Raw genomic sequence first — 18,146 nt, forward strand, 5'->3', positions numbered from 1 at the left:
CTTGCAGATCCCCGGCTCCGGATCTCCGGCTAACAGATCCGCGGGAGCTGCATACCTTGCAGCCTCAACACGCGGCGCCGCGAACCGAGGGCGCTCTTCAGCAGGACCTTGCCCTCGCCCCGGCCGACGATACGGCCGATCACCGCCGCTTCTTTCCCTTCCTCGGTCTCCCGCAAGGCTTGAAGCACGCGCGGCGCGTCGGCCTCGGCGACGATCAGGACGGCCTTCCCTTCGCTGGCGAAATAGAGCGGATCATACCCGAGTATCTCGCATACCCCTTCCACTTCCGGGCGGATGGGGACCGCTTCCTGCTCGATCTCGATCTCTGCGCCGAAATCTTCGGCGATCTCGACCAGCGCGGTGGCCAGACCGCCGCGCGTCGGATCGCGCATGAAGCGAATCGCCGCCCCCGTCTCCCGCACCCGGCGGATCATCGGATAAAGCGACGTACAATCGCTCGGAAGATCCGTCATCACCCCGAGCTCTCCCCGCGCCGCGAGCACCGCCACGGCATGGTCCCCGATCGGGCCGCTGACGATGACGGCGTCCCCTTCCCGCATCGCTTCCGGATGAAGGTCGAACTCCGGGGGGATCACCCCGACGCCCGCCGTATTGATGATCACGCCGCCGATCGTGCCGCGCTTTACGATCTTCGTGTCGCCGGCGACGATGCGCACGCCGCTTTTTTGGGCCTCGGCCGCCATGGCGTCGACGATCGTCACCAGATCCCGGACGGGAAACCCTTCCTCGATCACAAACCCCGCCGTGAGATAGCGGGGGACGGCGCCGCTCACCGTAAGATCGTTCACCGTGCCGGCGACGGCGAGCTTACCGATGTTGCATCCGTTCACAAAAAGCGGCTGCAGCGTAAACGTATCGGTCGTGAGCGCGATCCGGCCTTCCGGCACCGCCAGGCGGGCCGCGTCCCACTTGCTCTCTTCGGCATGACCGAAACGAGAGACGAACACCTCCCGGAGGAGCTTATGGCTGAGCTCCCCCCCTTCGCCGTGCTCGAGGCTCACCTGTTGGCTCGACATCGACCCACCGCCTTTCTTGCGCCTTCGGCCGTTCGATACCGGCCGCGCGAGCGGCGATCAGGCGCGCAAGTATTTGTAATGCGCCGCGCAGGCCCCTTCCGAAGAGACCATGCAGGGCCCGATGGCGTGTTCGGGCGTGCACGCGCGGCCGAAAAGGGGACACGCATCCGGCTCGATGAGCCCTCGAATGACCTCCCCGCAGCGACAGGCCGTCGGTTTCGGCTTGCCCACCCGGACGGGAAACTTCCGCTTGGCGTCAAACCGGGCATATGCTTCCCGAAAGTCCATTCCGCTTTGCGGGATGATCCCCATCTCCCGCCACGGCTGGTCGACGGGGACAAAATAGCGTTCCATCAAGCGGCGCGCCGCCGGATTGCCGTCCTCGCGGACGACGCTCGGGTAATTGTTCAGGACCTCGGCGCGGCCGGCGAGGAGCAACTCGAGAAGCAGGTAGAGCGAACTCAAAAGCTCGTTCACTTCAAAGCCGGCGATGACGCCGGGCTTTCGGTATTCCTCGGCGAGAAACAAAAAGCCCTGCCGTCCGATCACCGTCGCGACGTGCCCCGGGAGCAAAAACCCGTCGATGCGGACTTCTCCGCTTTCCAGGAGATGGCGCATCACCGGCTCGACGAGGTTCGTCGACATCCACAGGGAAAAATTGCGAAGTCCGAGCGCCTCGGCTTCGGCGACGGCGGCGGCGAGGATGGGAATCGTCGTCTCGAACCCGACGCCCAAAAAAATGACCTCTCGGTCCGGATGTTCGGCGGCGATCCGCACGGCATCCGAAGGCGAGTACACGACGCGGACGTCCGCCCCTTTTTCCACTTTCGCCTTCATGAGCGATCCTCTGGACCCGGGAACCCGCAGCATATCGCCGAACGTGGCGATGATGCGGCCCTGTCCTTCGGCCAGGGCGATCATCGCGTCGATCTCCGCCTGATCGGTGACGCACACCGGACAACCCGGTCCGGAAATCAGCCGGACCGCCCCGCGGAGGGCGTCTTTAACGCCGGTTTCCGCCAGCGCGTGGGTATGCGATCCGCATACCTCCATGATCGCCGCCGGCCGGCCGTGCCGGGCGATGAAGCGTTCGGCCAGGTCCTTGACCCGATCGAGGAGCCTCCGCGCGAGGACCGGGTCCTTCGTTTGGGCCAGCGCCGCCGCAAGCGGCGAGCGCACCGCCGTGTCCATCAGCGGTCACTCTCCTCGAGGACGCCTTGTTCGCGGAGTTCGCCGATCAGCGCCCACGCTTCCACGCTCGCCCGGGCATATTCCTCATCGACGATCTGAAGCGCTTTTCCCGCGTGGACGAGAACATAGTCGCCGACCTGAACGTCGGGCACGAGAATGATGCCGACCTTCATGCGCGACCCCATCACTTCGACGATCGCCGTGTATTCGTCCCGCTCGATCACTTTACCCGGTACGCCGACGCACATAGCGTTCTCCCTCCTTGTTCTGACCTTGCGCATGCCCTCATCGCGCCCTTTTGGTCCGGGCGGCCACCCAGATCTGCCCCGCCGCAAGGCCGCCGTCGCCCGGCGGCAACAGGCGGTGGGTGTAGACGTTCATCCCGAGGGCGCGAAGCGCCCGGCGCAGATGGACGCGCAAATACGGGTTGTGGAAACTCCCGCCGGAGAGCACGACGTCCCGAGACCACGCCGGATGCCGCATCCGGGCCCGCCGGATCACCTCCACCAGGCTCGCGACGATCGTGGCGTGGAACCGGCCGGCGATCGCCTCTATCGGCCGCCCTTCGCCGTACTCGTGAAGCAGCGCGCGAAGCATGGGCGTCATATCGATGACCATCGGATCGCCTTCTTCGATTGCGAACGCATACGGGGCGTATTCGGCGTCGGCGTCCACCCGCTCGGAGAGCAAAATCGCCGGTTCGCCGTCATACCCGGCGACTTCCGCGAGACCGAGAAGGGCGCTTGCCGCATCGAACAGCCGCCCGCACGTTCCGGCCTCGGCCACGAGCTCCCGGCGCTCGACCAGGGAAGCGAGGATCGGAAGCGCCGTCCGCCGCTCCGGAAAGCGCGCTTCCAGCAGCCTCAGTGCCTCCTCCCGGCCGAAAAGGCGGACGAGCATCCCCAGAGCGTTCCGCCACGGCTCCCGCACCGCCTTGTCGCCGCCCGGGAGCGGGGTATAGCGCAGATGGGCCACGCGCCGGAAACCGTCGTACGACCCGTACAGCACCTCAAAGCCCCAGATGGCGCCGTCCGTGCCGTAGCCCGTTCCGTCGAGGATGATGCCGAAGGCCGGGCCCTCAAGGCCGTTTTCCCCCATGCAGGCCGCCATATGCGCATGATGGTGCTGGACTTCGACGATTTCGACGTCCGGAAAAGCCGCTTTCAGCCGCTCGGCGATCCGGCGCGTGGCAAACAGCGGATGGCGGTCCATGGCGATGATGTTAAGGTCCACGCCCAGCCAGCGGTGAAAATGTTCAAACTCGCGGATGTACCGTTCCTCGACCTCCACCGTCTCCATGTCGCCGATGTGCGGGCCGACAAAGAGCTGGGTCCCCCGACCGAAGGCAAACGCATTGTTCTCCTCAGCGCCGAGGCCGACGACGCCGTCCACGTCAAACGGGCTCGGGAGCGGATCCGGGACGTATCCCCGGGAGCGGCGGAGAAAATCGATGTCCCCGCCCACCAGGCGGACGACCGAATCGTCCAGCGGATGGGCGATCGGCCGATCGTGCACGAGGAAGGCATCGGCGATCTCCCGCAATCCTTCCAGCGCCTCTTCATCACGATAAAAAATCGGGAGGCCCGAAAGGTTGGCGCTCGTCATCACCAAAAGCGCCGGCGCGCCCGCATCGAAGAGGAGATGATGAAGCGGCGTATACGGCAGCATCACCCCGACCGTCCGGAGCCCCGGGGCGACGGACGGCGCAAGGGGCCCGCCGTCCCGGCGCTCGGCGACGACGATCGGCGCCGCCGGCGACGCAAGAAGCGCCTCTTCTTCGGGGGAAAGCCGGACCGCGCCGCGCGCCGCCTCGACGGACGCGGCCATCACGGCCAGCGGCTTCCGCGGCCGCCTTTTTCGCCGGCGAAGTTCGAAGACCGCCTCCTCCCGGGTCGCGTCGCACGCCAGATGATAGCCGCCGAGGCCTTTGACGGCGACGATCTTCCCCGCCCGAAGGAGCGCGCTCGCCTGGGCGATCGGGTCCCCCGGAATCGGCCGGCCTCCGGCGTCGATCAGGCGGACGGCGGGGCCGCACGCCGGGCAGGCGATCGTCTCCGCGTGGTACCGGCGGTCTTCTGCATCGCCGTATTCGCGGGCGCAATCGGGGCACAGCGAAAAAGCCCGCATCACCGTCTGCTCGCGATCGTACGGAAGGGCCTCGATCACCGTGTACCGCGGCCCGCACTGGGTGCAGGTGATGAACGGATAGCGGTAGCGGCGGTCGTGAGGATCGCGCATCTCCGCCAGACACGCCTCGCACACCGCCGTATCGACGGGAATGACGGACGTCGAGCGGCCCGCCGCGCGGCTCGGAAGAATCCGGAAATCGAGCGCCCCTTCCGGCCGATCCGGCGCCACCTCCATGGCGTCGATCCGCGCCGCCTTCGGCGCTTCCGCCACAATGGCCCGGATGAAGGCCTCAAGGGCTTCTTGTGTCCCTTCCGCCCGAATCAGCACCCCGTCCATGGTGTTCTGCACGCCGCCGCGGATGCCGAGTCGCCGGGCAAGCCGCGCGACGTGCGGCCGGAACCCGACCCCCTGGACGCGCCCGCGGACGGTTATGCGCCGGCCTTCGACCACCGCGCGTACACCTCGTCGATCCACCGGTACCATTCGTCCAGGTTCGTCTCTGCTTTGACGGAAATGGGAATCAGACGCGACTTGGGATTGATCGTCCGGAGATCTTCGATCGCCTGTTCCACGTCAAAGTCGAAATACGGCAGGACGTCGATCTTGTTCAGCAGGACAAGTTCCGTCCGCAAAAACATGACCGGGTACTTGAGGATCTTGTCGTTCCCTTCCGGGACGCTCAGCACGGTGATGCGGTGGTGCTCGCCGAGGTCATAGCCCGAGGGGCAGACCAGGTTGCCGACGTTTTCAATAAAGAGGAGATCAAGCGCCTCCAGATCCAGCTGCGGCAGGACCTTGTTCACCATCGCCGCCTCGAGGTGGCAGACGCCGTGCGTATTGATCTGCGCGGCCCTGGCCCCCCGCGCGCGGACGCGGTCGGCGTCGATCTGCGTCGCCAGGTCGCCCTGGATGACGCCGATGCGGTATCGATCGCCGAGCGCCTCGATCGTTTTTTCCAGAAGCGTCGTCTTCCCGGCGCCGGGCGAACTCATCACATTGATCACCAGCACGCCGTACTGTTCGAACAGCCGACGGTTGTGCGCGGCGGCGCGGTTGTTGCTCGCGAGCGCATCTTGCGACAGGATGATTTCGGCCACCGACGCTACACCCCCTCGTAGGACAGGATCCGGATCGCATCGCCGGCGATGAGCTTCCCGCCCGGCACGCCGCAATTCGGGCAAAGCGCGACGCGATGATCGGGGACGTACTCGTGCCCGCAAATCACGCACCGGGCGCGCGCTTCCTCGACTTCGATCTCCAGCGTGCTTTCTTCCGTCAAAATGGGGGCCTTCATCGCTTTGTGGATCTCAAACGCCATCTCCAGGGCGTCCGGCACCGAATGCGAGAACGTCCCGACGCGCAGCTTCAGCTTTTTGACCTTCGACAGCCCGCGCTTCTGCATGTCTTCGGCGACGAGATTCAGCATATCCCCCATCAGCGCCACTTCATGGCTCATGCGCTTTCACTCCCAGGTACAGCCGTCCATTCTCGACCTTCACGAGGACTTCCCGGGGCTTCAGCGTTCCTTCCTCGCGCAAGACGTCCCACTCTGCGCCGCACGTAAAACACTTAACTTTTTTTGCATCCGCGATGTTTGTCAAAAGTTCTCCACATCGGCTGCAGCGGTTTTCGAACGCCTTCAGCTCTCCGCGCCGGTTAACGTAAAGATAATACGCCTCGCGTCCGACGAAAACAAGCTCGGCTGCCCCCGGGGAGCGCGCCGGACGGTCGGATACGGGGACCCACGTGAGGCCGCTCAGTCCGTCGACCGTGTCTTCAATCCGCTCGGCGTACATCTCCACCCAGGGAGCAGCCACGGCTTTCACGGTGTCAAGCAGACTTTTGGCCATCTCATGCCAGAATTCGCGTCGATTCATATTCGTTCATCCATTCGTCGACGATCCGCTTGGCCAAGGCGACGACGTCGCCGAGGCGCGCGCGGACGACGTCCGAAAGCGTAAGCCCCAGCTCCAGCGACTCAGGCTGGACGCCGATCATCTTGAGTCGCCGGGGCGTCGTCCCGCGCAGCTTCGTGAGGAACAAGATTTCCGAAAACGTCACCTGATGCACGGAGAGCTTCGGCGTCATCACCGCCGGGATGTCTTCGGCGTCCAGCACGAGCACCGTCCCCGGGGGCCGCTTCGCGTCCACGGCGTCGACGACGAGGAGCGCCTCCGCCGCTTCAACCGGGACGAGGAGCCGGATCCCGTCGGTGCCGCCGTCGATGAACTCGATGCCGGGCGTGCCCAGGAGCGCCTCTCGGAGGAGGGGGAGGGCGTGCACCCCCACCCCTTCATCCGAAAACAGCGTATTGCCCAAGCCCAGAATCGTGATGCGCGGCGGACGACCCGGCGGACGGACAGCGCGGTCATCCGACATCCAGCGTCTTCCTTTCGCCGGCGGCGTCCTCGTCCGCTTCGATGAGGTGCGCGCGCTTTGCCGTCTTGTAGCCGGTAATCATGGAGGAAATCGTCCCCGAACGCTCCACGAGGTCGTCACGCACGGCCATGTACACGTGGACGATCACGAAAAGGATGATCAACCAGGCGAAGACGTGGTGCCAGGAGCGGATCGAAAAGCTGTCGCCGAAGACGAGGAACATCCACGAGACCAGCCGCCCAAAGGCCGTATCCAGATGCGGTTCGAAGAGCAGGAAAAAGCCGGTGAGGATGACGATGAGCGACATCACGCCGAACAACCAGTAAGAAAGCATGGCCAGCGGATTGTGCCCCACGTAATGGGGCTTCCGGTTCGGGAGGAAGAGGTAATATTTTACCGTCTCCCACATGCCCGACCAGAACCGGCGGCGAAACGGATTTTCGATCGCGTAGCGGTTGCCGAAAAAGTTCCAGTAGAGGCGGAAAACCCACCCGAGCGTAAAGACGAACGCCGTGACGAAATGGACGATGCGCACCCATCCCATGAGGAACGCGTCGGCATCGCCTGAGCCCGCCGCATGAACGAACGGGTTGCCGATGTAAATACCGGTGACGAAAAGCACGAAGATCGACAGGGCGTTGACCCAGTGCCAGATTCGAACGGGAAGCTCCCACACGTACACTTTCACGGTCTCCGGTTCCGCGGCGTGATAAATGGGGTCCCGCCTTCTTTTCCTGCCGGTCTTTCCCGGCAGCGCCTGAACGCCGGCGCCGGTCGGCTCCGCCATCGGCAGCTCCCCCCTTCCTTTTTTCCGGCTCACATGTCCAAGAACACGTCGTACTGCCGCTGATCGGTGAGATCCGTCAGATGAACCGCGCACGCCATGCACGGATCGAAGGAGTGGATGATGCGGATGATCTCCACCGGCCGCGCGGGATCTTCAAGGGGCGCACCGACGAGGGAAGCTTCGTAGGCGCCGACGTTGTCTTTGTGGTCGCGCGGCGAGGCGTTCCACGTCGTCGGCACGACGGCCTGGAAGCGCTCCACCTTGCCGTCTTTGACGATCACCCAGTGGCCGAGCGCCCCACGGGGGACTTCAGCCCAGCCGACGCCCTTCGCTTCCTTCGGCCACGTTTTCGGATCCCATTTGCTGTTGTCAAACGTAGCGAGGTTGCCGCTTCGGATGTTCGCGAACAACTGATCCATGTCTTCGCGGGCAAAATGAGCGACCAACGAGGCGTCGATGGCCCGGGCCAACGTCCGTCCGATGGCGGAGTGCATCCAGGTGATGTCCACGCCGATTTCTTTGAGCGCCCGGTCGACGGCCTCGCGAATGCGGTCGTTCTTTTTCGCGTAGCCGACGATGAGGCGCGCGAGGGGCCCGACTTCCATCGGCTTTTCCATCCAGCGCGGCGATTTCACCCAGCTGTACTTGCCTTCGACGTTGAGCGTCGCAAACGTCTTCGGCCCCTCATAAGCGATCGTCGTCTCCCCTTCCCACGGGTGCTTGCCGATGCCGCCCGGTTTGCCGTCGTAGGTATACCAGGAATGATCGACGAACTCCTGGATCTGCGCCAAATCCCGCGGGTCGACGTCGTGCACCTCGTTTAAGTTGAAGTCGAGCACCACCCCTCGCGGGAAGCGGTACGAATCCACGTCGTAGATGCTCGTCGGGGAAAAGTCGCCGTAGGCCAGGTAATTTTTCAGTCCACCGCCGAAAGTCCAGTCCCGGTAATACTTGGCGAGCGTGAGCACGTCCGGCAGGTAGACCTGCTCGACGAACTCGAGCGCCATGTCGATCTGCCGGTCGACTTCCGTGAGCCGGGAGGTGTTTAAGGCGTTGTCCATGTTCGGGTCGATCGGCCACGGCACGCCGCCGACGACATAGTTCGGGTGCGGGTTGCGGCCGCCGAAGATCGTGTGGATGCGGACGATTTCTTTTTGCCAGTCCAGCGCTTCGAGATAATGGGCGACCATGATGAGGTTGACTTCCGGCGGCAGCTTGTACGCCGGATGCCCCCAGTATCCCGTGGCGAAGATGCCGAGCTGGCCGCTGTCGACCAGTTTCTTGATCTTGTCTTGAATGTCTTTGAAGTAGCCTGCCGTCGATTTGGGCCAGCGCGAATACGACTGGGCGATGCGCGCCGCTTCGTTCGGATCGGCGCCGGCCGCCGCAAGCACATCGACCCAATCCATCGAGTGCAGGTGATAGAAGTGCACGACGTGATCGTGAACGATCACCGTCGCATCCATGATGCTCCGGATCAAATGGGCGTTGTGCGGAATGCGGATGCCCAGAGCATCCTCCACCGCCCGAACCGAAGCGAGCGCGTGGACGCTGGTGCACACGCCGCAGATGCGCTGCGTATAGGCCCACAGGTCCCGCGGATCGCGGTCTCTGACGATGAGCTCGATGCCCCTTACGGCCGTGCCGGAGCTGTATGCTTTTTGAATCGTTTTGTCCTTCACTTCCGCTTCGATGCGCAAGTGTCCTTCAATCCGCGTGATCGGATCGACCACGACGCGCTCATCCGCCAATGAAGTTCCCCTCGCTTTCCCGCCCGATATCCTATTCGCGATTTGCGCTCGCCGCGCGCGGTGGCGCCCGGCGAGGTCCGCTTGCTTCAACGTACTTTACTGCCCGATTGTACTTTACTGCCCGATTTCGATGTCCTTCAGCGCCTTGACGTCGGGCTTCTTCGCGATCCGCCCTTTGGCGATGACCGTCGCCGCCGCGTGCACGGCGATTCCGGCCGCCAGCGCGCCCGCCATCACGGCGCCGACGCGCTCCGGATTGATCGTCGTCTGCGCGCCCGGGAGTTGGACGACGCGGGCGTAAAACGGCGCTTCGTCCCAGAAATTCGGCGCCGCACAGCCGATGCACGGATGTCCGGACTGAATGGGCCAGCTCAACCCCCCGTTCCAGCGCAGTTCCGCGCAGGCGTTGTACGTCGTCGGGCCGCGGCAGCCCAGCTTGTACAGGCAATAGCCTTGCCGGGCGCCTTCGTCGTTAAACGTCTCGGCATACAGGCCGGCGTCGAAAAACGGGCGGCGCTGGCATTTGTCGTGCAGCCGGTGGCGGTAGTATGCCTTGGGCCGGGCGAGTTCATCGACTTCCGGGAGCGTGCCGAAAATCACGATGTGCGCCAGGGTGTTCGTCATCACTTCCCCGATCGGCGGGCAACCGGGGATGCGGATGAACGGCACGCCCGGCGGGACGAAGTCGGTGACCGCCCTGGCCAACGTCGGATTGGGCTTCGCCGCCGGAATGCCGCCCCACGTCGCGCAGCTTCCCATCGCCACGACCGCCTTCGCCTTGGCGGCCACTTCGCGAAACGTCTCCTCCGCCGGACGACCGGCGATCGTAAGCGCTCCCGGAAGAAGCGGAAGGCTTCCTTCCGCCGCCAAAATATACTCCCCGGGGTATTCGTTCATGATTTTTAAAATGTGCTCCTCCGCCGCCGTTCCCGAACCGGCCATCAAGGCCCCGTTGTATTCCAGCGAAATCATGTCGAACAAAACTTTCTGCATGCTCGGTTGATATGAGCGGATGAACGATTCGGTCGGACCGCTGCAGCTTTGAAAGTCCATCCAGATCACCGGCAGGCGCGGCCGCGTCTCCATCGCATGGACGACCGTGGGCACCATCTTGAGTTTCAGGCCGAGCGCCATGGTGATGGCCGTCGCGATTTTCAAAAACTCGCGGCGCGTGACGCCCTGTTCGCGCAGTTCTTCATAAATGGTCTTGCGCTTTACCGCCGTCGCCATCGCATCCCTTTCCTTTCTCCAGGTTCTATCGCGCTTTCTCTCCAAGCGCTTAGACCGGCGCCGCCATGAATGCGTTTTCTAAAGGAGGCTTAATTTTTGGTCCCTTCATTTTTCAACGGATCCTCGGTCAACTCTTGCGCAGATTTTCTGAATTCCTTGATCGTCGTGCCGAACGCTCTCCCGATTTCCGGAAGTTTATTCGGACCGAAAATGATCAACGCCAACAACAGGATCAACAAAAGGCCGGGAATCCCGATGTTTTGAATACCCATCGCCCTTCCCTCCTTTCCCCTTATCATCATCCGAAAAGTATTTTACTACAATAGGCCTCGATATCAAGAGGGCAATCCGCTCGACCCGGCGAACATTCTGTGTCAACATCATGATCACGATTCACGATCCAACGAAAATCCATTTGTGACCTGAATCCATTGATAACATGAAGCACGCCGGCGGACGGAGGGCACGGAAGCGGGCCCACGCGTCCGCCTTCGACACGCTTGAGCGCGGTCCTTGTGAAGTGATATCATTGGGCCAATCCCAAAAACACTGCCCTTACGGGAGCACAAAATGGACAAGGTCGATCATCCCACCCCCGAGAAAGACGAACTCGTGCGCTTCGGAGTTTCTTTCCCCTCCATCCTCATTGAGCAATTCGATCGCTACATTCGGGAACAAGGGTATACCAACCGTTCAGAAGCGTTCCGGGATCTCGCCAGACGGGCTATCCTTGAACCTTCGCGCTTTTCCGCCGATCAACGGGTGGCCGGGACGATTGTGATGGTTTATGACCATCATTTGAGCGAGATCCCGAAGAAACTCACCGAGCTTCAACATGGCTTTTACGAAAACATCATCGCGACCATGCACATCCACCTAAACCACGCCCTCTGCATGGAAGTCATCGCCGTGCGGGGAAAGATCTCCCATCTCCGCGATCTGCACCAGCGCATTCAAGTGTTGAAAGGCGTTTTTTACGCAGAATTGTCGGTGACCTACTTTGAAGAGCGGGGCACCGGCGATGGAAGGCCGCCCGATCCGTCATCCTGACGGCTCCTCCTGCGTCAAACCGTCCGTGCCCCGCTGCTCGGAACGCGCACCGAGCCATCTCAAGCCCATGCCTCACCTGCGGCGCCACGCCGCCGCCGTCTCGATGTAAAAAGAAAGAACTTCGGGATTTTGCATCGACCCGGGATTGACCGCCCGCTCCGGCGGCACGCCGAGGAAGAGTTTTTTCACCGGCACTTCCATCTTTTTGCCGTTCAACGTCCGGGGGACGCCGGGGGCGGCGACGATCCGATCCGGCACGTGCCGCGGCGAAAGGCGCCGGCGGATCTCCAGCCGGATTTTCTCCTCCAGGGACGAATCGACCGCGGCGCCCTCCGCCGGCACGACGAAAAGGACGAGTTCCGGTGTGCCGTCCGGCCGGGAGAGGTCGATGACGAGGCTGTCGGCCACTTCCGGCAGCGCTTCGACGACGCGGTAAAAGTCGCTCGTTCCCATCCGGACGCCCTGCCGGTTGATCGTCGCGTCGGAGCGGCCGGTGATGACGGCGCTTCCCCGTTCGGTGATTTTCACCCAGTCGCCGTGGCGCCAGACGCCGGGGAAGACGTCGAAGTAGCTTTCCCGGTAGCGCGTCCCGTCGGGGTCGTGCCAGAAAAAGACCGGCATCGACGGCATCGGCGCCGTGAGGACGAGCTCGCCGACTTCCCCGACGACGCTTCGCCCCGCCTCGTCGAAGGCCGCCACCGCCGCCCCGAGGGCCGGCCCCTGCAGCTCCCCGGCGCGAACCGGAAGGAGCGGGACGCCCCCCAGAAAGGCGGTGCAGACGTCCGTTCCGCCGCTTACGGACGCGAGCCAGACGTCGTCCTTGACCGCCGCGTACACCCAGGCGAACCCTTCCGGCGGAAGCGGCGCGCCGGTCGAACCGATCGTCTTCAGCGCCGAAAGATCGAACCGCTCCCGGGGAACAAAACCGCTTTTTTGCAAAGCCATGAGATACGGCGCGCTCGTGCCGAAGACCGTCATCCGGGTCTCTTCGGCAAAGCGCCAGAGGGCCCCGAGGTCGGGGAAGGCGGGAGACCCGTCGTAGAGGAGAACCGCCGCGCCGACGAGAAGTCCACTGATGAGAAAATTCCACATCATCCAGCCGGTCGTCGTGTACCAGAAAAACCGATCGCCGGGTTGAACGTCGAGCTGAAGGGCGAGCGCCTTCAAGTGTTCGAGGAGGATGCCGCCGTGGCTCTGGACGATCGGCTTCGGGAGGCCCGTCGTCCCGGAGCTGAACAGGATCCAGAGGGGATGGTCGAACGGCACCGGATCGAACCGGAGCGGCGGATCGTCGCCGCCGAGACGAAGCCAGTCGTCCCACAAGAACACGGCGCCGGGGCCGCCGGATGCCAATGCCTCCCGCCGCGCGACGTCCGGAAAGGCGCCGTCGTCCGCTTCGCCGAGGCGCACCGGCAAAAGGATCGTCGCTTCCAGCGAAGGGAGGGCGTGTCTAAGCGCCCGGAGGATGTCCCGGCGGTCATGCCGCCGGCCGCCGTACCGGTAGGCGGGAACAAAAAAGAGCACCTTCGGTTCGATCTGACCGAAGCGGTCGAGGATCCCTTCGGCGCCGAAGTCGGGCGAGCTCGACGACCAGACGGCGCCGAGGGAGGCCGCCGCGAGAAAAGCGATGAGCGCTTCCGGGCCGTTTGATGCCACCGCCGCGACGCGGTCTCCCCGCCGGACGCCGAGGCGCTCGAGGCCGGCCCGCGCCCGGGCGACCGCCCATTTGAGCTCTTCCCAGGAGAGCGTCTCCAGGGGGAGCCCTTCCGTCTTGGCGAGGACCGCCGGCCCCCCCTCTCGGGCGTGGCGGAAGGCGTGCTCCGCGTAGTTGAGCTCGGCGCCTTCAAACCACCGGGCGCCGGGCATCGTCCGGGCGGAGAGGACCGACCGGTACGGCCGATGCGCCCGAACGGCGAAAAACTCCCAGACCGACGCCCAGAACGCTTCCAGATCCTCGACCGACCACCGCCAGAGGGCGAAATAATCGTCAAACTCCATCCCTCGGCTCTCCTTGAGCCAGCGCATATAACGGCGCAAGGTCGACGCTTCGACCCGCTCGGTCGGCGGCGTCCAAAGGAGCGTCCCTTCCTGAACGGTCATCGCCGTCCCTCCAGTCTACCTTAATTCAAGGCTTTTCTTCGTTCGAGACTTTTATTCATTCAGACTTTTCATCGATCGGCGCTCGGCGACTTTGGCGGCCTAGACGGCCGCCGTCTTAAAACCGCGACACGCCGCGGCGCGGCCGGACTTCCGGCGCTGAATGGGATTTTATATTTCGGCGATCGAGGAAAGGCCGCATGCGCCCCTGCGGCCGTTTTTGCTATGATAGCGGGCAAGGGAAGATCGTCCGGATAATCAGACCGGGGCCACCACGCGCCGAAACGGCCTCGGCCGAAAGGGGGACGCCCGATGGACCGGCGCCTTTCGCGCCTTTCGCTCCTCGCCGCGATGGGGGCGCTTTCGTTCATCCTCATGCTGTTCGAAGTGCCGCTTCCGCCCTTTCCGCCGTTTTTAAAGGTCGACGCCGGGGATCTTCCCGCCCTCTTGACCGCCCTCCTCTACGGCCCCGGGGCCGGGATCGGCATCGAAGGGATCAAAAACGTCTTGCACTACTTGATCCGGGGCGGCGAGGCGGGGCTTCCGATCGGTCAAGCGGCGAACTTTCTCGCCGGATCGGTGTACGTCTCCGTCGCCGCCTGGGCGTACGGCCGGCGGAGTGACGCGGCCGGTCTTGCGGTGGGGCTTGCGCTGGGTTCCCTGCTGACCGCCGTCGCCATGGCCGCGGCGAACTATTTCTTCCTCTTTCCGCTCTACATCGCCGTTCTCCATTATCCGATCGCCCGGGAAGACATCCTGCCGCTCATCCTGACCGCCATTTTCCCGTTCAACCTCGTCAAAGGCGGGCTCATCGGCATCGTCGCCTTCGCCCTCTACAGCCGGCTGCACGGATGGATTCGCGAACGGCGAGCGACGGAAGTTTCGGCGGAAAGGCGATAACGACCACCTCTCCGGCACCGCCGGCACGACGATCCACCGGGGCGGGTCTCCCTCGGCGCCGGCGGATCTCCATTCGGGCCCCCGTTCCCGTCCACTTTCGGATCGGCCGTCAGCGGTCGTCGAAAGCAGAGAGCCGATCCGGCCGCAGGGCATACAAGACGTCGCCGGCGGAGCTCGGGGCGTGGAGGAAGAGGTCCGCGCCGCTTCCCCAGAGGCCACCGAACCAGGTCCCGGGTTCCCCGAGCTCTCCGGAGGCGGCGAACCAGGTGATGCGATCGGTCGAATCGATATGCGGCAGGCGGAAGAGGGCCGGCGGCCGCTCGGGCAGGGAGCGGCCGTCGAGGCTCACGCCCCAGAGAGTCGTCCTGTCCGGAGCAAACGTCTTTACCAGAGGCAGCCGATCCGGAGCGATGGGCACGGGAAGCCGCGCTTTCCGAACCCCTGCTGCCCTGTCGGCAGGAAGCTCGGCGCGCCAGACGGAAAACGACGACGGGCCGACGTCCATGAGGTAGATTTCGCGCGATGCCGACGCCACCACCGTCCGGCCATCCGGCGCGACGGCCCACGCGGTCTCGATGACCGGTTCGTCGAGGACGGTTTGCGGGGCGCCGTCCGACTGCCTCAGGTCGAAGCGAACGATCCCTCCCCGGCTCGGCTCGGAAGCATAAACGCTCGCCTCTTCCCGGCCGAAGAGGACCGCCTCGACCGGCCACGCAAGTTCCGCAACGTGGATGATGTATTGAAAGGGCCCGATGCTGCCACCGCCGTCTCCGCGGGCCCGGTAGACCCGTCGGGCGCCGGCCGGGTCGTCGATCGGGACGACGTCGACCCCGGCGAGGTGGGCGATGGCCACCCGACCGCCGTCCGGCGAAAAGACGACGGAAAAAACCGGCGCCACCGCTTCAAGAAGCGGTCGCCGCTCGCCCGTCGAGACGTCGATGAACGCCAGGGAACACGAAAGCCCGCTCACGCCCTTGGCACCGACCGAGGCCTTCTCGAGGGCGAGACCCCTGTCGAAGCACACCGGCGCGCCGGCGACGACCGCCCCACCGTCCGGGCGGACGGCGGCCGGTTCGAGCGACAACGACGCCAGAGGCTCAAACGCCTCCGTCACGGACGGAGCAAACGGCCGGTAGCGAAAGAGGGCGTATCCGCCCTTGGGTTCCTCGGCTGCCTTCCGCTCTTCCGGGTCGGCCGGCATCTGGGCGGCCGGCGCATCGGCGGCGGTCGCTGCCCCGGTCCCTGACCTTACCCCCGGTAGGCCAACCGCCGATGCGCCGCCTTCCAGCTCGACGGCGAGAACGAGCGTGCCGTCCCTCGGCGCCGCCGGCGCCGCAAGGAGCCTTCCCGGAAGGAAGAGCCGCTCGATGCCGGGGACGACGGCCTGAACGCCGGCTGCGTGATCGCTTCGCTCCGGCGGCCGGGCCGCCTCGTTTCCGCCGGGAGCTCCCGCGTTTCCCCCGACGGCGCCGGGCGCTGCCGACGATCGGTCGGTCGTTCCGTCTGAGTCGCCGGACGAGCCGGGCGGCCTTTTTGGCGAAGCCTCGTTTCGGATCCCCTCGCCGGAAGATGCCTCCGGCCGCTCGGAGGTCGCCGGACTTTTTTGACATCCGATCAAACCGAAAGCCGCCGCAAACAGCAGCCAGAGCACCCCCGCAACCCCGACGCGCCTCACGGACGGCCGCCACGCTTTTCGCACCCCGATCCCTCCTGTCCGGCCGATCGCCCTTTCGTCCTGCCAATTTCTGCTTCAGGTTCTCCCCTCTTCGGGGTCTCCCCTGCCATCGTGATTCGCCCTGGCGCCGCGTTTTCCTCTCACGTCCGGCGATGGGCCGGCCTTTTGGAGCGCCGCCGGGCGGAGGTCAACTTTCCCTATACAAAGCTAAACAAACTCTAGCTTTGTACCAGGTACTCGCTGTGCAGACAAAGGCCTTTCGCCTTTGCCGACGGCTCCCTCCACTGCCGTCTGGCCGGCCCGGCATCTCTGCTGCGGGGAGGGCCATATCTGCCCGGTTCGAACCCACGGCTGCCGGGCCGCTTCCCGGCGTTTTCCGTCCCTCAGGCGCTTCGCCATCGGGCTCATACCGGGAGGGGGAGTGACCCCGCCTACCCGCCGCCCCTTTGCCCCCACCCCCTGGTGTTGCCGGAAACCCGGGCCGCTCCCGGCAGGGAAGAACGGCGGGCTTAAGAAAGAAATCTTAACCCGATTCAACGAAGATCGTTTCGACCCAGACGGAAGGGGTGAAACCCTTGATGTTGAAGGAACGGGCAATTTTCTTTCGGGTCGCTTTAAACATCCCGTAGAGCTTTCCCCAGAGCTTCCCGTGCGTCCATCCTTCCCCGGGCGAACGTCCGAGAAGCTTCTGGAGCAAGCCCTTCGGCACCTTCTCTTTGAACCCCAGCGCCCGGCGGGCGATGACCAGGGCCGCCGCCTGGTGGGCGTTCAGTCCGTAAGTCTCGGCGTATTTGAAAAAGCCGATGAGCGAAGTGTAGGCCGCGGGAACGGTAAATACGGCGATGCCGCGTTTTCTTAAAGCGACGATGAGACGGGTAAAAAGCAGCTTTTTGGCGAAGTTGTGGGTGATGCGGTTGAATACCTTGTTGGTATCGTGGTCCTGGGCGAAGGAAAGTTCCTCCAGAGCCACCTGCCTTACGCCTAAGGACGCGAGCCATTCGGCCACCTCACCGGCCAGGTTGCCGGCGATCCACTCCCGCTTTTCATGGGAGGCATGCACCAGATCCGGACTCCAGAAACAGCGGGAAACCTTAAAGTTGCCGTTCGGCAAGGCCACGGTGACGGCCACTACATCCGGGTTCAGATCGATCCCGGCCAGAGCCTGGCTTCTGTCCGGGACAGGGAGCGGATCGCTTTTCAGGGGAAAGGAGATGAAGCAGTCGAATCGGTCGTCTTTCCGCACGACCCGAACGGTGTAAGCCTCGCCGGCATCCAGGTGTTTCTGAAGAAGGGATCTATACCTCGCCGGGACCTCAAGCGGCACGGTGACCCAGTCCGCCTCATCCCTTCGACGACCGGGGTTCCTTCCCGGCAGCGGAGGAAGGTAGACGTTGAGCCGGAAGGAATCGGTCAGCGGATCATGGACGATTTCGGTGTTCGCATTGCCGTGCTGACCTTCCAGTCCCTTCTGGTTGGCCTGGCCCACGGAGTAGAAAGCGTTCGATCTCAGTTCCCGCCACTTCTCCCGGGAGAGCTTTCCCCGCTGAAGCTTGAGCAGGTTCTTCTTGCCGCCGAAGACGGCAGGCGGAACTTCACCGCGGTCCTGAAAAGCTTTCCAGGAGGCGAGTCTGGCCCGGAGCCGATCGAGCCGCATCTGGATGCCCCGGCGGCGGAGTTTATCCTTCGTACGCTCCAGCTTCTCCGCGGCCTTTTCGATCTTGGCCTCCAGGTCCGAAACGTGCATGTCCACCTGATCTTTCTGACTCTCGAGGGTGGCCTTTGCGTCCTCCACGGCCCACTGGCACCAGCGGGCGTTGGGGAAGAACTTTTGATAGAGGTCCTTGACGATTTCGCCCGTCTTCTTTCCCCGCCTCAGCGCCTGGTAGGCGGTGCGCCGGGCCGTCTGGTATCGACTCATG

The 18,146-nt window shown here is 64.1% G+C and carries 17 protein-coding genes; 2 read left to right on the forward strand and 15 right to left on the reverse strand.

From position 1 onward, the window contains the following. Positions 1-29 precede the first annotated feature (29 nt). The 12 genes from hypE to tatA form a co-directional block, all read right to left on the reverse strand. Positions 30-1,037: a hydrogenase expression/formation protein HypE gene (gene hypE / locus SA87_RS00765; RefSeq protein ID WP_066197619.1), complete on the reverse strand. Its 1,008-nt coding sequence runs from the start codon at positions 1,035-1,037 to the stop codon at positions 30-32. Between the two features lie 57 nt (positions 1,038-1,094). Then, positions 1,095-2,228 carry a hydrogenase formation protein HypD gene (gene hypD / locus SA87_RS00770; protein WP_066197622.1) on the reverse strand — a complete coding sequence of 378 codons (1,134 nt, stop codon included), beginning with the start codon at positions 2,226-2,228 and terminating at the stop codon, positions 1,095-1,097. Next, complete coding sequence (locus SA87_RS00775) at positions 2,228-2,476, reverse strand: HypC/HybG/HupF family hydrogenase formation chaperone (protein WP_066197625.1); 249 nt, start codon at positions 2,474-2,476, stop codon at positions 2,228-2,230. The genes hypD and SA87_RS00775 overlap by 1 nt, the downstream gene beginning before the upstream one ends. 37 nt (positions 2,477-2,513) lie before the next feature. Then, positions 2,514-4,808, reverse strand: coding sequence for a carbamoyltransferase HypF (gene hypF / locus SA87_RS00780; protein ID WP_066197628.1), 2,295 nt, complete (start codon positions 4,806-4,808; stop codon positions 2,514-2,516). Continuing rightward, positions 4,787-5,455 carry a hydrogenase nickel incorporation protein HypB gene (gene hypB, locus SA87_RS00785; protein ID WP_066197631.1) on the reverse strand — a complete coding sequence of 223 codons (669 nt, stop codon included), beginning with the start codon at positions 5,453-5,455 and terminating at the stop codon, positions 4,787-4,789. The genes hypF and hypB overlap by 22 nt, the downstream gene beginning before the upstream one ends. A gap of 5 nt (positions 5,456-5,460) precedes the next feature. Beyond that, positions 5,461-5,814 (reverse strand): hydrogenase maturation nickel metallochaperone HypA/HybF, encoded by a 354-nt coding sequence (locus SA87_RS00790; protein ID WP_066197634.1) that lies wholly within the window; start codon positions 5,812-5,814, stop codon positions 5,461-5,463. After that, a complete protein-coding gene (locus SA87_RS00795) occupies positions 5,804-6,208 on the reverse strand; it encodes a Rieske (2Fe-2S) protein (protein ID WP_066197636.1) in 405 nt (134 codons plus the stop codon). Before SA87_RS00795 ends, SA87_RS00790 begins: the two co-directional genes overlap by 11 nt. 1 nt (position 6,209) lies before the next feature. Then, positions 6,210-6,737 carry a HyaD/HybD family hydrogenase maturation endopeptidase gene (locus SA87_RS00800; RefSeq protein WP_066197638.1) on the reverse strand — a complete coding sequence of 176 codons (528 nt, stop codon included), beginning with the start codon at positions 6,735-6,737 and terminating at the stop codon, positions 6,210-6,212. Then, the gene (gene cybH, locus SA87_RS00805; RefSeq protein ID WP_082718511.1) at positions 6,727-7,524 is read right to left on the reverse strand and encodes a Ni/Fe-hydrogenase, b-type cytochrome subunit; all 798 of its coding nucleotides are present in this window, start codon (positions 7,522-7,524) and stop codon (positions 6,727-6,729) included. The genes SA87_RS00800 and cybH overlap by 11 nt, the downstream gene beginning before the upstream one ends. Positions 7,525-7,553: 29 nt before the next feature. Beyond that, the gene (locus SA87_RS00810; protein ID WP_066197641.1) at positions 7,554-9,275 is read right to left on the reverse strand and encodes a nickel-dependent hydrogenase large subunit; all 1,722 of its coding nucleotides are present in this window, start codon (positions 9,273-9,275) and stop codon (positions 7,554-7,556) included. 114 nt (positions 9,276-9,389) lie between these two features. Continuing rightward, entirely contained in the window at positions 9,390-10,505 is a 1,116-nt protein-coding gene (locus tag SA87_RS00815; RefSeq protein ID WP_066197644.1) for a hydrogenase small subunit, read from the reverse strand. Between the two features lie 89 nt (positions 10,506-10,594). Next, positions 10,595-10,777 carry a twin-arginine translocase TatA/TatE family subunit gene (gene tatA / locus SA87_RS00820; RefSeq protein WP_066197647.1) on the reverse strand — a complete coding sequence of 61 codons (183 nt, stop codon included), beginning with the start codon at positions 10,775-10,777 and terminating at the stop codon, positions 10,595-10,597. Between the two features lie 298 nt (positions 10,778-11,075). Here tatA and nikR point away from each other — a divergent pair, with 298 nt between their 5' ends. Next, positions 11,076-11,555, forward strand: coding sequence for a nickel-responsive transcriptional regulator NikR (nikR, locus tag SA87_RS00825; RefSeq protein WP_066197650.1), 480 nt, complete (start codon positions 11,076-11,078; stop codon positions 11,553-11,555). Between the two features lie 72 nt (positions 11,556-11,627). Here nikR and SA87_RS00830 read toward each other — a convergent pair whose 3' ends face one another. Beyond that, positions 11,628-13,655, reverse strand: a complete 2,028-nt coding sequence (locus SA87_RS00830) for an acetoacetate--CoA ligase (RefSeq protein ID WP_066197655.1) — start codon at positions 13,653-13,655, stop codon at positions 11,628-11,630. A gap of 309 nt (positions 13,656-13,964) precedes the next feature. Here SA87_RS00830 and SA87_RS00835 point away from each other — a divergent pair, with 309 nt between their 5' ends. Continuing rightward, on the forward strand, positions 13,965-14,552 hold the full coding sequence (locus SA87_RS00835; protein WP_066197658.1) for an ECF transporter S component: 588 nt from the start codon (positions 13,965-13,967) through the stop codon (positions 14,550-14,552). A 109-nt stretch (positions 14,553-14,661) separates the two neighbouring features. Here the strand turns inward: SA87_RS00835 and SA87_RS00840 are convergent, their stop codons facing one another. Both SA87_RS00840 and SA87_RS00845 read right to left on the reverse strand, forming a co-directional pair. Then, on the reverse strand, positions 14,662-16,251 hold the full coding sequence (locus tag SA87_RS00840; protein ID WP_066197661.1) for a hypothetical protein: 1,590 nt from the start codon (positions 16,249-16,251) through the stop codon (positions 14,662-14,664). 499 nt (positions 16,252-16,750) lie between these two features. Beyond that, entirely contained in the window at positions 16,751-18,145 is a 1,395-nt protein-coding gene (locus tag SA87_RS00845; protein ID WP_211264130.1) for a hypothetical protein, read from the reverse strand. Position 18,146 lies beyond the last annotated feature (1 nt).

The organism is Hydrogenibacillus schlegelii, assembly GCF_001653195.1.
In the GTDB taxonomy this organism is placed as follows: domain Bacteria; phylum Bacillota; class Bacilli; order Thermicanales; family DSM-22653; genus Hydrogenibacillus; species Hydrogenibacillus schlegelii.